At 33.1% G+C, this 16,017-nt stretch carries 12 protein-coding genes; 11 read left to right on the forward strand and 1 reads right to left on the reverse strand.

All coding sequences use genetic code 11. The features are described from left to right. Positions 1–122: 122 nt before the first annotated feature. From ACYIB7_RS01395 to rsgA, 10 genes are all read left to right on the forward strand, one after another. Positions 123–1,349, forward strand: a complete 1,227-nt coding sequence (locus ACYIB7_RS01395; RefSeq protein WP_480337879.1) for a hypothetical protein — start codon at positions 123–125, stop codon at positions 1,347–1,349. Continuing rightward, positions 1,346–2,830 carry a glycosyltransferase family 2 protein gene (locus ACYIB7_RS01400; protein ID WP_480337880.1) on the forward strand — a complete coding sequence of 495 codons (1,485 nt, stop codon included), beginning with the start codon at positions 1,346–1,348 and terminating at the stop codon, positions 2,828–2,830. Before ACYIB7_RS01395 ends, ACYIB7_RS01400 begins: the two co-directional genes overlap by 4 nt. Continuing rightward, positions 2,827–4,011 (forward strand): 6-bladed beta-propeller, encoded by a 1,185-nt coding sequence (locus ACYIB7_RS01405; RefSeq protein WP_480337882.1) that lies wholly within the window; start codon positions 2,827–2,829, stop codon positions 4,009–4,011. Before ACYIB7_RS01400 ends, ACYIB7_RS01405 begins: the two co-directional genes overlap by 4 nt. Before the next feature lie 297 nt (positions 4,012–4,308). Beyond that, positions 4,309–5,745 carry a radical SAM peptide maturase gene (locus ACYIB7_RS01410; RefSeq protein ID WP_480337884.1) on the forward strand — a complete coding sequence of 479 codons (1,437 nt, stop codon included), beginning with the start codon at positions 4,309–4,311 and terminating at the stop codon, positions 5,743–5,745. 4 nt (positions 5,746–5,749) lie between these two features. After that, on the forward strand, positions 5,750–6,979 hold the full coding sequence (locus ACYIB7_RS01415) for an SPASM domain-containing protein (protein WP_480337885.1): 1,230 nt from the start codon (positions 5,750–5,752) through the stop codon (positions 6,977–6,979). An 8-nt stretch (positions 6,980–6,987) separates the two neighbouring features. Then, a complete protein-coding gene (locus ACYIB7_RS01420) occupies positions 6,988–8,181 on the forward strand; it encodes a 6-bladed beta-propeller (protein WP_480337887.1) in 1,194 nt (397 codons plus the stop codon). 158 nt (positions 8,182–8,339) lie between these two features. Next, positions 8,340–9,266, forward strand: coding sequence for a hypothetical protein (locus ACYIB7_RS01425; protein ID WP_480337889.1), 927 nt, complete (start codon positions 8,340–8,342; stop codon positions 9,264–9,266). Continuing rightward, positions 9,256–9,582, forward strand: coding sequence for a hypothetical protein (locus ACYIB7_RS01430; protein ID WP_103983472.1), 327 nt, complete (start codon positions 9,256–9,258; stop codon positions 9,580–9,582). The genes ACYIB7_RS01425 and ACYIB7_RS01430 overlap by 11 nt, the downstream gene beginning before the upstream one ends. Positions 9,583–9,730: 148 nt before the next feature. Next, positions 9,731–10,294 carry a ribosome recycling factor gene (frr, locus tag ACYIB7_RS01435; protein ID WP_099463731.1) on the forward strand — a complete coding sequence of 188 codons (564 nt, stop codon included), beginning with the start codon at positions 9,731–9,733 and terminating at the stop codon, positions 10,292–10,294. Between the two features lie 73 nt (positions 10,295–10,367). Beyond that, complete coding sequence (gene rsgA, locus ACYIB7_RS01440; RefSeq protein ID WP_103983471.1) at positions 10,368–11,300, forward strand: ribosome small subunit-dependent GTPase A; 933 nt, start codon at positions 10,368–10,370, stop codon at positions 11,298–11,300. Positions 11,301–11,304: 4 nt separating this feature from the next. Here the strand turns inward: rsgA and dgt are convergent, their stop codons facing one another. Further along, positions 11,305–12,630 (reverse strand): dGTP triphosphohydrolase, encoded by a 1,326-nt coding sequence (dgt, locus tag ACYIB7_RS01445; RefSeq protein WP_099463729.1) that lies wholly within the window; start codon positions 12,628–12,630, stop codon positions 11,305–11,307. A gap of 381 nt (positions 12,631–13,011) precedes the next feature. Here dgt and ACYIB7_RS01450 point away from each other — a divergent pair, with 381 nt between their 5' ends. Further along, the gene (locus tag ACYIB7_RS01450) at positions 13,012–16,017 is read left to right on the forward strand and encodes a SusC/RagA family TonB-linked outer membrane protein (RefSeq protein WP_480337893.1); all 3,006 of its coding nucleotides are present in this window, start codon (positions 13,012–13,014) and stop codon (positions 16,015–16,017) included.

Here is a 16,017-nt window from a genome sequence, read left to right on the forward strand (position 1 = left end):
TGACTGCTACTAATTGGTTTTTAATTTAATGACATTTTAATGACATTTTCTTAATAGGCTTGTTTATGGTATTTTAATCCATTAGTTTTGGAAAAAATAATTTAACCTTAGATCTCTCATATATGCCTATAAGCTACTCTTCAATATTATATATAGGAACACAGGAAGGACTGGATACTTGTTCGAGAGAAATATCCGGCTATCTGGTTAAGTTGTTATCTGCCCATTATCAACTTCATCTGTTGGGAGACCTGTTTCCTGAGCAAAGCTATGAAGAGGGACAATCTTACGATCTGATTATCATTCAAAATTCGCTTAGCCTTATACGCTATAAAAAACAGCTTAAGCGGTTGGGTAAATCTCCTGTATTGTTTATTGCTACAACGAACCGTTTAGATAGTTACATTGCCCCGTTTAAGAATTTGTATGGAGTACTGAGTATGAGTGATGCAGCCTTGCCGGATTTTGGTATACCGGAAGAAATGATGCTTCATTTTAATTATCCGGTGAAGAAAATGGCTAATTACTACTTTTACGAACAACAACCGAAGTATTGCCGGATTGTTTATTGTCCAACCGGAAATACAATCAAGGAAAGTGACCTTAAATTATTGACTTTTCTGCATAAAACAAATGCCCTGCTAACTATCGTTTCGGATGAATATCGATGTTTAAAGAACGCATTGCCTTCTTTTGTCATAGTCGCACCTAGCTCTTACAAGCTTTCCATCTATAGGAGAGCGCATTTGGTGGTAGCCTCAGGTATTGATGCAGTGCGTGCGATGGCACTTTGTAAACCCTGTGTTATTTTAGGAGATTACGGCCTGGGAGGAATGGTGACGCCTGCCAACTATGACCACTTGCAATCTGTTTCTTTTAGAGGTCGTAAAGGTGCTTGCTTCAAAGAAATGGTTCCTTTGGATTTGTTGGAAGTGGAAATTCGAAAGTATTTTACATCTGATTCCCTGAAATCTTTTTTTGAGGTTCAAAAAAAGATATTTGCGGATTATGGTAAAATTATTATTGATAAAAAAATATTGGAAGAAACAGAGCGGATAATCAGTTTGTCTGCATCGATAAACAAACGCAGCGAAAGGTATTCGTTAAAGCCCCGCTTATCCTCTTTGTTTGCTTTGGAAGAATCGGACGGAAAACAAAATCTGATGCGTGGGTTCGGGTGTTTTGGCGAGATAGATATAGAAATGGCCAACCTGCTGAAACAGTGTGACGGAACTTTGTCTGTACTGGAGTTAGCCGAACGAAACGGATATAATAAAGAGGAAACCGGAATACTTTGGTCTAATCTGTATGAATTGTGGAAAGAGAAACTAATACTTTTTTCACCATGAAACAGTTGCCGGACTTTGATTTAAGCATCGTAATACCACTTTGTGGCCGGTTAGATGAATTTAAACGGGTATTCTCGTCTGAATCGAACTACTATGAACGAAACGGTATTGAAGTGGTGCTGGTGATCAATAAGCCGAACGAACAGCAAGAGACACTGGATTATATCCGTACTTATCCATTTATCAATTGGAAAGTAGTGATTAATAGGCAAGATCACTCGCAACACAATCCGGCAACTGATTTTAATGCCGGCATCCGACAGGCAACGAAACAATACGTTTTGATTATGTATCCGGTATTGGAATTTTGCTCAGACGTAATCTATGAGTTACGCGAAAAGCAGGATTCTTACCCGGAACATTATGCTGCCGGTCAAACCCGGTATATGGATAAGTTGATTCCATATGGAAGCGTCATGGCTAAAAAAGAATATTTTGAAAAGGTAGGCGGATATGATGAACATTATACCGAATGGAGAGACGCCGATGACAATTTGCGCAGACGTTTGGAGTTAGCTGGTATCCATCAACTGTTTTTTCCAGAAGCTATATCGATTCAGAAGGAGGATCTCTCTCAAGAAACAGTCATACAGCATGAATTATTATCGGAAATACTTTTGCCCGTAGAGATAAATGTGAATAAATCTGATTGGGGAACCAATTATACGGTAGAATATGACTGGAAAGAACATCCTTATGCCAAACAGCAATGCCAGGATTATCTTTTAACCTTAACGCAATTTGATCTACTGTCAGATGATATATTTGAAAAGTCATATCCTTTGATTGCATTAATCCCTACATACAATGAATCCGAACGCATAACTGATTGTTTGCGAAGCGTAGAAAAATATTGTGACGGCATCATCTTGCTGGACGATGAAAGTACGGACGATACCTACCGGATAGCCCAATCGGATAAACTATTAATCAAAGCGAAAAAAGTGCGTACCGAATTTAATGACAAACAAAACCGCAATATCCTGTTGGACATAGCCTCGTTCTTTAAAGCGGAATGGTTCATTTTCATAGATGCAGACGAGCGGTTTGATGATCGGTTTGTGGATTTGCGGGAAGTGATGAAAAGAGACGATGTAGATACGGTAGGGGTTTGGATTGCAAATTTGTGGGATAACGAAAAGGTTTATAGAGTAAATATAGGAATGTCTAATTTTATATTTAACCAAGGTTTATGGGTAAGATGGAGGATGTTCAGAAATCAAGGAAGAATGAAATATATAGTAACAAATAAACTTCACTTTAAATCAGTACCATATCTTAGTAAGCCGTATATAAGCCAAACTTTAATTCTTCATTATGGCTATTTGACTCAAAAAATACGGAAAAAAAAATACCTTATGTATAAAACTGAAGATAAAAATAATATTATTAATTATAATGAAATACTAGATATCAATAATAAGTATGAAAAAGTGGAGAATATTACTGTGGATTTTTTTAAAATAGATTTTATATTATGAAAAAGCTGCTACTTTTAGTTTTGATATTATCATTAATTGGATGCACAGAGAAAAAGATGCATTCTTTAGAACTAGACCGGATCGATTTAAAAGAAGCTAAGATGTTAGATGAGCTTTTCTTTGAAGCCGATTTAGATTCAATTGAATATATATTATTAGAAATGACTCCTGATGGTGAATCTTCAATCAATAACATATTAGATTATTGCGTTACAAATGATTATATTTTTATTCATTCTTCAAAAAAAGGAGGAATATTACAGTTCAACAGATCAGGGAAATTTATTAGACATTTTGCTCATAAAGGAGATGGACCTGGAGAAACTATATCCATAAATTCTATTTCAGCAAATGAAGAAAAAGAAGAATTATATATATCTCAATTATCTACAACATTAGTCTATGACTTCCATGGGAATTATCTTAAGACTATAAAAATATCAAGACTTACTTCTTTCCAATATTATTTAAAGAATAATTTATGGATAGAAACTGGAAAACTATTTCTCCCTATAAATTATCCAAGAATGATAGGTTTAGGCATTTTCAATTTAGATGGAGATACTATTGATATAAGAAATAATTTTGTTAATGAAGAAATATTATCAGCTGATATTACAGGAATCATTAATTCTTATTTAATTTCAGGAATAAGTAACAATTATTTATCATATATATCTCTAAGCGACACTATTTTCAGCCTTTCTTCAAAAGGTATAGAACCTGTATATGAAATAAATACTGAAAGAACAATTGAAGCCAAAAAAAAATTATCGAATTTTCGTTCTGACAATATGATTGAAAATAATTTCTTGATACATGATTTTTTTGAAACAACTGATTATTTTTATGTTAGAGTAATATATAATAGTAATATGTACATTTATTCTTATAATAAAACAAACAAACAAACAGCAGGTATACTCTCTAAATTAGATCCATTTGAAATGATGGAATATAACAGAAATTTAAGTCTGATTGGCTTAAAAAGTTTATATAATAACAACATACCTGTATGGATTTCTAAAATGTATTGGGATAAAAAATTATTAGTTCAATTTAATACTGCATCAGAAATACTATATTTAAAAGAAAATGGAATATTAAACAATCCCGAAGGGGAAATTAAAAAAGTTAACGAAGACTCTAATCCACTGATAATAATATACCATTTGAAATAATGGTATATTATAACAATTAATTAATAATTAAATTATTGCTTATGAAAAAGTTATCTTTAATCAAACTTTCCAAAAAAGAAGAAAGTAAAATTTTGGGAGGTGCTTGCAATTTTAAGTGTAGTACGACCTATGGTTGTAATACTTGCTCCGGCTTTCATATTAGCTATGCTCTATCGGATAATTATGGACAAAATCGTGATAACGATATATATGTGAGAGATATAGGTTCATGATTTAATCGAATACGCAGTTAATCAAATTGGGAGCTATCTTTTAGCTCCCTAAAAAAAACAAATTATGAAGCCAATATTATTTAAAGATAAATATGGTAATTCCTATATGTATTCTTTTAGTCGAAAAAAATTGTGCTACTTAAATAGAGTTGTTTTTGAATTAGTCAATTTATATTTATCTGGGTATAATTTCGACTCCATTTTTGAAAAGATGAATTCAAAATATTCTTTAAGTGAACTAAATAAAGCAAAGAAACAGCTATTGTTTTTTGAAAATAATTCTTTTCTAACTGATACTAATACTCATGAATTATCACTTATAACAAGTGATTACATTAAACAAAATATTAGCAATGTAAATGTAATCACATTTGAAGTTACTCAAAAATGTAATTTAAAATGTTATTATTGTACATATGGTGAACTTTATAATAATACAGAAAATAACCATATAAGAAATCTTTCATTCAACAAAGCTCGAGGATTAATAGATTATATGTTTAATAATTATAATAGTAAAAATAATTTATCAATATCCCGATTTCTAACAATAGGTTTTTATGGAGGAGAACCATTATTAAATTTTAGATTTATCAAAAAGATGGTAGAGTATTTGAATAAAATAAAAATAAATAATGTCAAAATAGAATATACAATGACAACAAATGCTTTATTGTTAGACAAGCATTTAGATTTTCTGGTTAATAATAATTTCATGCTTATGATAAGTTTAGATGGAGATTATAATTCCTCATCATATAGGGTTTCTAAAAAAGGGAATAAAATTTACAATAAAATACTACTTAATATAAAAAAACTAAAACAAAAATATCCCGAATATTTCAAAAACAAAGTTGTTTTTAACACAGTGTTACACGATAAAAATTCTCTATTGGACGTACTGGAGTTTATGAAATCAAACTTTGATAAGATACCTAAATTGTCTGAATTGTCTCAAGCATCATTGTTATCTAGCACTAGGCATATATATAATAAGATGAAAAAAAATTTAATTGAAGAATTAGTGAAGTCTAAAAATTTTATAGATAGAAAAGATTATCTTTTATTAGATCCAAGAATTGATTCTTTAAAAAAGAAAATATCACTATTGGTTAGTAATACTTATAATAATTTAGGTGAGTTGCTTGACATAATTGATTCTTCATCATATATTCCAACCATTTCGTGTACTCCTTTTTCATTTAAATTGTTTGTTTCAGCTGATTCAAAAATTCATTTATGTGAAAAGATTGGTTACAAATATCCATTGGGATATATTGATATAAATAATATTCCACAATTTGATTTTGAATCATTAGCAATTAATTATAACAAATATTACAAAACTATTGCCAATGAATGCTTAAAATGCTATAATATTTATACTTGTTCCACCTGTCTGTTTGAAAGGAATTTTAAATGCAAAAAATTTTCAAAAGAAGATTATACCAAACAATTAGAATATTATACAAATTTCATGATTGATATTTCAAAAATTTAATAATATGAAAAGAATCGTTGCTATCTATAGTTTTGTTTTTGTCAATATAGTACCAGATGAAATATTAATGTATAATACAATAAACAAATCAGTTTTACTTATTAACTCGAGAATAGTTTACGATTTATTCTTGTGTTTTAACCAAAATGAAACATCTAAATATTATATTGAATTTGATGAAAGTTTAATGGGAAATTACGATTTTAAATTATTCTTAAAAGATTTAGAAGAAAAGCATATGGGAGAATTATTAACAGATATAAAAAATATTCCAGTCCTTTTTTCTCCAATGCTAAATATAGGAAGACATAATCATGTAATTTATTCAGAACTAATAAATTGCAACGATAAAGATAAAAAATTTGATCTAGAAAGAAAAAACGTATTGGGGAATAAAATATTAAATAATTTAAAAGAGATAACAATTTATGTAAATTCTTTATCCAATGAATATGATACATATAAAAATTGTAGCAGATACTACTTATTCCCTGTAGTATCTCATGATGAAATTGTAGATTTTTCTTTTTTATTAAAATTTATCAATTACAAGTATTTATATAAGGTTCGATTAAATCTGATAGTCGGATATTTTTCTGATTTTATTATTGAATCAATAAATAATTTAGTTTTATTACTTAATGATAAATTTGAGATATTTGTATATACTATATATCCCAACAAAAAATTAATTTCAAGTCTAAATCTTAGTAACGATAGGATAATATTATGGGTTTTTCCATTTACAAAATTATATACAAACAATTATAAATATGTTGGACTTTTTTCTAATAATACAGAATTAGAATATTATACAAAAAATGATTATTATTTTTCATACTACTATCCATATTTCACCGGCTATAATAAAGATTTTTGTATTAATCAATTAAAATTCGATTTGTTAGATATATTTAGTCAAGAATTAGATGAAAATTCCATTTTTTCTCGACAATTGATTAATTCAAATTTTTACGGAAGATTATCAATTTTTCCAAATGGTGAAATATTTAGTTGTATAAATAAAGTTACATTAGGCAATATATCATCAAATTCAATAAAAAATATTATTCTTAAAGAAATGACAGAAAATAGAAATTGGTTCTTAACAAGAAAATCAGTGAGTCCATGTTCAAGTTGTAAATATAATATCCTATGTCCTTCAATAAGCGATTTTGAAATTTTTATGAATTACTTCAGTTTCTGCAATTTACAGTCATGGTCCAGATTATAAAATACTGTGTGTTTGTTATTTTTATTCTTTTGTTCAGTTGTAATTCTCATAAATCAACTGATAAAAATAAAGAAAATCACGCAATTATTGCTCATAATAATATCTTAAAAAGATACAGAGATAATATTAGTGACACAGTTATTGTTTGTGATATATCTCTTGCTAAAAATAAAAAAGAACTACCCATCTATTTATTAGTTGATACATTAAGCATTATCACATTCGATAATTTAATAAAAGACCGTTTAGAGAATCCTTTTGTTCCTGTATTTCGATTTTCAGATAATTATATTTGCATGTATTCTAATGCCAAATCACCACTAATGCTATTTGATAAAAAGGGGGCTTTTATTCGAAATATAGGTCGGATTGGTGAGAAATTAGGACAATATATAAACATAGACAATATTTTTATGGATGAAGAAAATAATAGAATTTACATATTACCCATTAATACCGACTTTATTTTAGAATATGATTTTTTAGGCAAATATTATCGGAACATACCTTTGGTCCATAAAAATATTTCTGGTTCATCTTTCCAAGTGAATAGTAAAAATGAAGAAATTCTAATATTAACTCCTTTTAATAGTAAAACTGAACATTGTATATGGATTCAGGATTTTACAGGTAAACGTTTACAGAGTATAGCACCTTATACTTATTATCGTGATATTTCTTATTCAGGAAGTATGGCAATAACATATTTTCAGATGCAAGAAATTAGCTATTTTCATTATAGAGTTAATAATGGGTCTGACTATTTATATCATTTTATAAAGAATAGAAATAGGCTATCACCACGATTTAGAATCAAAAATACAGAAGATAATATTCCTTATTATATCTACGAGCTCCCAAATCACTTTATAATAGAAGTTGATAAAAGAATTGCTAACGCTGAAAATCTATCGTATCAGAAAGTTATAATTGACAAAAAGAAATTGACTGGTTGTGCTTTTGATTGTTTCTCATCAGATTATAACATATTATTGGGAAATAAGCATCCCATTTTATTAAATACGATTTCTAATGGATATTTTTCAGAATATTATTTTTTGTCTGAAATAATTTCCTTTTTGGAAAAAAACAATAATACTACAGATAATCTCAAAAATAAAAATTCACACAAATCTACAATCGATTTAAAAAGTTACACTAAAGACTACTTATTTTTATTTGTGGGTAAATTGAAGAAATAATGTTAGTGGCATATTGGGATATCTTGGGGTATATTAATATTTCTTTACCGCCCCCTTCTTTGTTGTATTAAATATTTTAACTCTTTAAGGGTTGTTTTTTACAACAAGATTGTTTATATTTTTAAAGAAATAATTGTTAATCTTAATTTTTTTTGTGTATGCCTGTCAACTATCTATTAATACTATATGTAGGAACACAAAAAAGGTTGGATATTTGTTCAAGAGAGATATCTAATTATTTAGTTAAGTCGTTATCTACCTATTATCAACTTCATCTGTTGGGAGACCTGTTTTCTGAGCAAAGCTATGAACAGGGACAATCTTATGATCTGATTATCATTCAAAATTCGCTTAGCCTTATACGCTATAGAAAACAGCTTAAGCGGTTGGGTAAATCTCCTGCATTGTTTATTGCTACAACGAACCGTTTAGATAGCTACATTGCCCCGTTTAAGAATTTGTATGGAGTACTGAGTATGAGTGATGCAGCCTTGCCGGCTTTTGGTATACCGGAAGAAATGATGCTTCATTTTAATTATCCGGTGAAGAAAATGGCTAATTACTACTTTTACGAACAACAACCGAAGTATTGCCGGATTGTTTATTGTCCAACCGGAAATACAATCAAGGAAAGTGACCTTAAATTATTGACTTTTCTGCATAAAACAAATGCCCTGCTAACTATCGTTTCAGATGAATATCGATGTTTAAAGAACGCATTGCCTTCTTTTGTCATTGTCGCACCTGGCTCTTACAAGCTTTCCATCTATAGGAGAGCCCATTTGGTGGTAGCCTCCGGATTCGATGCGATACGTGCGATGGCACTTTGTAAACCCTGTGTTATTTTGGGTGATTACGGTTTAGGAGGAATAGTGACACCTGCCAATTATGATCATCTGCAATCTGTTTCTTTTAGAGGTCGTAAAGGTGCTTGCTTCAAAGAAATGGTTCCTTTGGATTTGTTGGAAGTGGAAATTCGGAAGTATTTTGCGTCTGATATTGAAGAAACTTCTTTGGAAATTCAAAAGAAAGTAATGACGGATTATGGTAAAAATAATGGCATTAATATACAATATGATATATAGTGAAGATTTATTGCCGAGAATTGAAGATATTCCCATTGATTGGGTGATAACGACCGACCGCAAATACTTTCAACAGGCTGCTTTAATTGTCTTCCATCTTCCTGGTTTATATCAAGAATTAGAAACGGATTTGGATAAACAGGAGGGACAAATGTGGATTAGCTGGTTTTTAGAGTCGGAAAAAAATGACCCGCTGATTAATGATCCGGAAATCAAGGATGTATTCGATCTGTCGATAAGTTATTGTAAGGATAATGAACAAAAAGAACATCCATTAATATATTTGTGCCGTAACTATCCTATCATAGATCCGTAAGCGGCCGGCCAACTTCGACTATTAATTTTCTATCCGCTTTTTTAGTTATAAACATAGAGGCTTAGTACATTATCCGAATATTTTTGCAGGTTTCGAAATCTTTATTACTTTTGTTAATTAAAAAAACGGCAAATATAAACGTACAACTATGGTAGATACAAAGCAACATGTAAAAGCGTCGGAAGATAAAATGAAGTTCGCAATAGAATACCTTGACGAACAATTGTCTCATATCCGGGCCGGCAAAGCAAATCCGAAAATTCTGGATTGTGTAAAGGTCCCTTATTACGGTAGTTTGGTTCCGCTTACCAATGTGGCAACTGTAACCGTACCTGATGCAAAAACAATCATGATTACTCCTTGGGAAAAAAAGATTATTCGTGATATAGAGAAGGCTATTTTAGATTCTGAAGTAGGTATTACGCCGGATAATAACGGAGAGATTATTCGTTTGGGAATTCCTCCTCTGACAGAGGAACGTCGCCGTCAGTTGGCAAAACAATCAAAACAGGAAGCTGAGAGTGCAAAAATCAGTATACGTAATGCACGTCGTGATGCAATTGAAGCTTTGAAAAAGAGCGTTAAATCTGATGGTGTACCTGAAGATGTAGAAAAAGATGCAGAAGGGGAAGTGCAAAAGATACATGATAAATATATCAAGAAAGTGGAAGAAATCTACGCCGCAAAAGAAAAAGAAATAATGACCGTATAAATAAGCTGGCAGTTGACAGTTGACAACGTTTTATATTTACCTGTCACTTGTCAACTGTCACTTGTCAACTGATATGAGAGGGTTAGTAATAAAAAACACAGGTAGTTGGTACACTGTTCGTACGGAAGACGGACGCGATATCGAGAGTAAGATCAAGGGAAACTTTCGTTTGAAAGATATTCGCAGTACCAACCCTATAGCTGTGGGCGACCGTGTGGTGATAGATATAAACCAGGAGGGAACCGCTTTTATTTCTGAAATTGAAGACCGTAAGAACTATATTATACGCCGAGCATCCAATCTTTCCAAGCAATCTCATATCATTGCTGCAAATCTGGATCAGGCAATGCTGATCGTTACAGTAAACTATCCTATTACAACTACTATATTCATTGATCGTTTTTTAGCAACAGCCGAGGCTTACCGCGTCCCCGTGAAACTGGTATTTAATAAAGTGGATCGTTATCGTGGCGAAGATCGTGAATGCCTGGAAGAACTTATTAAGCTTTATACAAAAATTGGTTATCCCTGTTCTAAATTGTGTGCTCGTACAGGGGAAGGATTGGATGAGCTAAAGGCTGAACTGAAGGATAAGATTACACTTCTGTCTGGACATTCGGGAGTGGGTAAATCTACTATAATTAATACAATGGTTCCGGGGGTGAATTTACGGACAGGTACGATTTCCGAATACCATAATAAAGGAATGCATACTACAACATTCTCTGAAATGATTCCCTTACCGGATGGTGGCTATATTATCGACACTCCGGGCATTAAAGGTTTTGGAACAATAGAGATGGAAGGTGCAGAAGTGTCCCATTATTTTCCGGAGATTTTCAGTTTTTCTTCCGAATGTAAATTTAGTAATTGTTCGCATCGGCATGAGCCGGGTTGCGCTGTGCTTAAAGCAGTGGAAAACCATCGCATCAGTGAATCCCGCTATAAGAGCTATCTTAACATTCTTGACGACAAGGAAGAAAGTAAATATCGCGAAGAATATTAATGCTCTATACAGCCGGTAAACTCATTCCTGTGATTTTACGGTACAAATCTAGTGCGTATACATCAGTCATACCGGAAATATAATCTAACACACATTGTATTTTGCCATAAGTGCTGGGTGCATTTGTGTTATATTGTTCAGGTATACGCTGCAGAAGCAATTTGCTATAAGCATGATCCTGATTCATGACTGCTTCCGTGAGGCTGTCTATCAGGTGGCTGAAAATATGATACCCCGCTAATTCTATGTCAAGTACTTCTTTTGCTTTATATATCTTTTTGTAGGCTGTGGCGGAACATGTTTGATATGCTTCCTGCGCTTTCCCTGATATTTGTTCGATTAAAGGCGTATGATAAGAGCCATCCAGTAAGCCATTTTCATTTTCAAGGAACACCCGTGAACATTCGTCTACCAGCAATCCGATGATACATGAACGCAAGTAAGCTATCTGTTCGTTGGTATCATCTACCATTTTCATTATTTTTACAATATGTTCAAGACGCTCTCCTTCAAAAAAATTAAGTAGTAGATTGATAGCTTCTTCTTTTGTCAGGATATGTAATTTGCAGGCATCTTCTATATCCATAATTTGATAACAAATATCGTCGGCCGCCTCAACCAGGTATACCAGGGGATAACGGACAAACCTATTGTTGTTTTCTTTACTTTTACAAATGCCGAGTTCGTTTGCAATTTGCATATAAGTATCTTCTTCAGACTGGAAAAAACCAAATTTGCCTTTTGAGCCTGATTGAGTAGATGCGTATGGATATTTAATAATTGATGCAAGTGTACTGTAGGTTAAAGCAAATCCTCCTTTTCGTCTTCCTATAAACTGATGAGTTAGCAACCGCATAGCATTTGCATTTCCTTCAAAATGGACGAAATCTTCCCAACGATTACCCTCTTTGCGAACTTTTTCCTCTAATTTTCTACCGTTTCCTTCCGAAAAATAGGCAGAAATAGCACGTTCGCCCGAATGTCCGAAGGGGGGATTTCCCATATCATGGGCTAAACATGCTGCAGAGACAATGGAGCCTATTTCCGGAAAGTTAATACTCCCGTTGGGATACTTTTGCATTAATCCTTTAGCTACATTATTACCCAGGGAACGTCCTACGCACGATACTTCCAGGCTATGTGTAAGTCTGTTATGGACAAAGATACTTCCGGGCAGGGGGAAAACTTGTGTTTTATTTTGTAGCCGGCGAAAAGGGGAAGAAAAAATTAAACGGTCATAATCTCTTTGGAAGTCTGTACGCTCATGTTTTCGTTCGTGATATTCTTCCATCCCGAAACGTTTTCCGGAAAGTAGTTGCGTCCAATTCATAATTTTCTGATTATTTTTTCGATACACAAATGTATGAATTAATCGTAAAGACAAGAAGTTGTAATGTGAAAGATATATTAAATGTGATTTTTTTTAGTTTTCTTAGAACTAAATCATAAAAAGATTTGTTCTTTTAAATATGTTAATAGATATACCTGAAATGCACCTGACTTCAAGTTAAAATTATAAGATTATTATAATATTTATGAGAAGGATGTTAGTAAATCTTATTTTATATGTATATTTGCATCAGCTAAAATTAAAATCAACCATAGTTCTAAGAAGACTTGGCGCTCAAAATGTAAATTAAAATAGGACTTTGGTCTAAAAATTAATATGAAGAGAACTATATTTATTAACTCGCCTAAACAATCTAGCTTTATGAGAAAGAGCTTAATTTTATTTGTGCTGTTCTGTATAGGGGCATGTACAAGTGTGCTATGGGCACAAAACAAAGTGAGTGGCGTCGTAATGGACAAAGATGCCAACATGCCGTTGATCGGTTGTAACGTTGTTGAAAAGGGAACAACAAACGGCACGGTTACCGATTTAGATGGTAAGTATGTATTAGAGGTAGGTGCTAATGCCATCCTCGAATTCTCTTATTTAGGAATGGAAACCATTACAGAACCTATTAATGGCCGTTCCGTAATTAACGTAGACATGTACTCCGATTCTCAGAAGATCGACGAAGTTGTTGTTACTGCTATGGGTATTCAGCGAAAAGCCAAATCGCTGACATATGCAACCCAACAGCTTGCCGGCCAGGAACTGACACGTGCAAAAGATGCTAACTTGATTAATGCATTGCAAGGTAAAGCAGCCGGTATGGTAATTACCCCGAATGCTACCGGTGCCGGTGGATCTTCAAAAATTATACTTCGTGGTAATAAGTCTGTTTATGGAAACAACCAACCTTTGATCGTTATTGATGGTATTCCGATGAATAATCCTGAAACGACTCAGTTGTCTGGCGAATATGAAGGACGTGACGGAGGTGACGCTTTAGGTAACCTGAACCCTGACGATATTGCCAGCATGAACGTGTTGAAAGGTGCTTCTGCTGCTGCATTATACGGTAGCATGGCTGCCAATGGTGTTATCATGATTACAACTAAGAAAGGCCGTGATGGTGCTGCACGTGTAGATTTTTCTTCTAATATAACGTTAGAGACCCCACTGTCACTCCCCAAACTACAAGGTCGTTATGGTGCTGTTAAAACAGGAGACCAGTTGAGTTTGATGAGCTGGGGAGAAAAGATTGCTGATAATGATAAGAAAGCAATGGATAATGTAAATGACTTTTACCGTACAGGTTCTACCTACATTAACTCTGTTACAATTAATGGTGGTACCGAGAAAATCCAGAGTTTTCTTTCTTATGCAAATACAACTGCGCTGGGCATTATGCCTACTAATGATTTTCAACGGCATAATATGTCAATGCGTGAAACATTCAACTTGTTTAACAATCGTTTGACTGTTGATGCTTCTCTTTCATATATTACACAAAAAGCAACAAACCGTCCTCATGGAGGTACGTATATTAACCCATTGACAGGTTTGTATACATTCCCTCAAAATGGAGATTTCGGTTATTATAAAAAGAATTTCGAAACGTTTGATGACTCACGTAACCTGATGGCTCAAAACTGGTATACTTCATTAGACGACTTTACAGCTAACCCATATTGGTTGCTAGAACGTGTTCAGGCTAAAGAAAAGCGTGATCGTGTGATGGCTTCGGCGACAGCTAAATTGAAGATTACTGATTATTTGAATGTTCAGGGTCGTTTGAGTGTTGATAATACATTTGATAAATTTGAACGTAAATGGCATGCCACTACCAATATCAACTGGGCGGCTCATGCTAATGGACGTTACCGTCAGGAACGTTTTGATGCAAAGCAATTCTATGGGGATTTCTTGATTAACTTTAATAAAACCTGGAATGAAAAATGGGAATTAAATGCTTCTTTAGGAACTAGTTTCATGGAATCTAAAGTTCAAAATACATTATTGGATAGTGATAAACTGGGTCTTATCGAGGCAAATTTCTTTGTGCCTGAAAATATTAATGGGAATGGTAACCAACGCATGAGTAATCCTCATAAACGATTGAATTCTGTGTTTGGAACAGTACAATTCGGCTTTAATGGTATGATTTATTTGGATGTGACAGGACGTAATGACTGGGCTTCCGCTTTAGCATATACACAGAACTATTCTTATTTTTATCCTTCAGTGGGTTTAACTGCTTTGTTGAATGAAATAATTCCGATGTCTGAAAAGATTAATCTGTTGAAGTTGCGTGGTTCTTATTCTGTTGTAGGTAATGATGTTCCTGCTTATATTACTTATCCAATGGATGGTATTAACTTAGGGCAACTAGAACCGAATACAAAGGAGCCATTCTCTGAAATGAAGCCGGAAAAGATGCATTCTATGGAGTTTGGTCTTGATCTGACGATGTTCGATAATCGTTTTAACTTTGATGTTACATATTATAAGACGAATAATAAGAACCAATATTTTACTATTGATGCTCCGTTGGCTTCTGGTTATGAGCAATATTACATAAATGCCGGAGATATCCAGAACCAGGGTTTTGAAGCTTCTGTAAGTTATCGTTGGGATTTTGCTAAGGATTGGAGCTGGAGACCTGAGTTCAATATTTCATATAACGATAATAAGGTTAAGAAATTGGACGACCGTTTAGCTGATGGCGTACAAGTTGGTAGTGGTGCCGGTTATCGCTTTATGTTGAAAGAAGGCGGATCTTATGGCGATATTTATGGTAAAGATCTGAGACGTAACGAAGATGGTTCTATAGCCTTATCAGATAAAGGTGAGATAATGTTGACCGAAAATGAAGTTTATCTGGGTAATGTGAACCCTAAATGGCAAATGGGTTGGGGTAATACATTTACTTATAAAGATTTCTCGCTCTACTTTTTAATTGATGGAAAGATTGGAGGTAATACAATTAGTATGACACAGAGTTACCTGGATAGCTTTGGCGTAACAGAAGAGACAGCCGATGCTCGTGATAATGGTGGTGTTGATATAGGTAACGGCCAGAAAATGGATGCCCAGAAATATTATTCTTCAACTTCTGGTAAAGAAGGTGCAAAAGGTAATTATGTATATTCTGCAACAAATTTCCGTCTGCGTGAATTGTCTTTAGGATATACATTCCGTAATTTGTTGGGAGCTTCCAAGAATCTAAACTTGTCATTTGTGGCTCGTAACTTATTCTTTATTTATAAAGACTCTCCTAATGATCCGGACTTATCTGTTTCTACTAATAATGCATGGAAAGGATATGATTCATTCGGCCTTCCTGCAACACGTAGCTATGGTATTAATTTGAAGGTTACATTCTAA

This window comes from Parabacteroides sp. KHUB-03, from assembly GCF_056640975.1.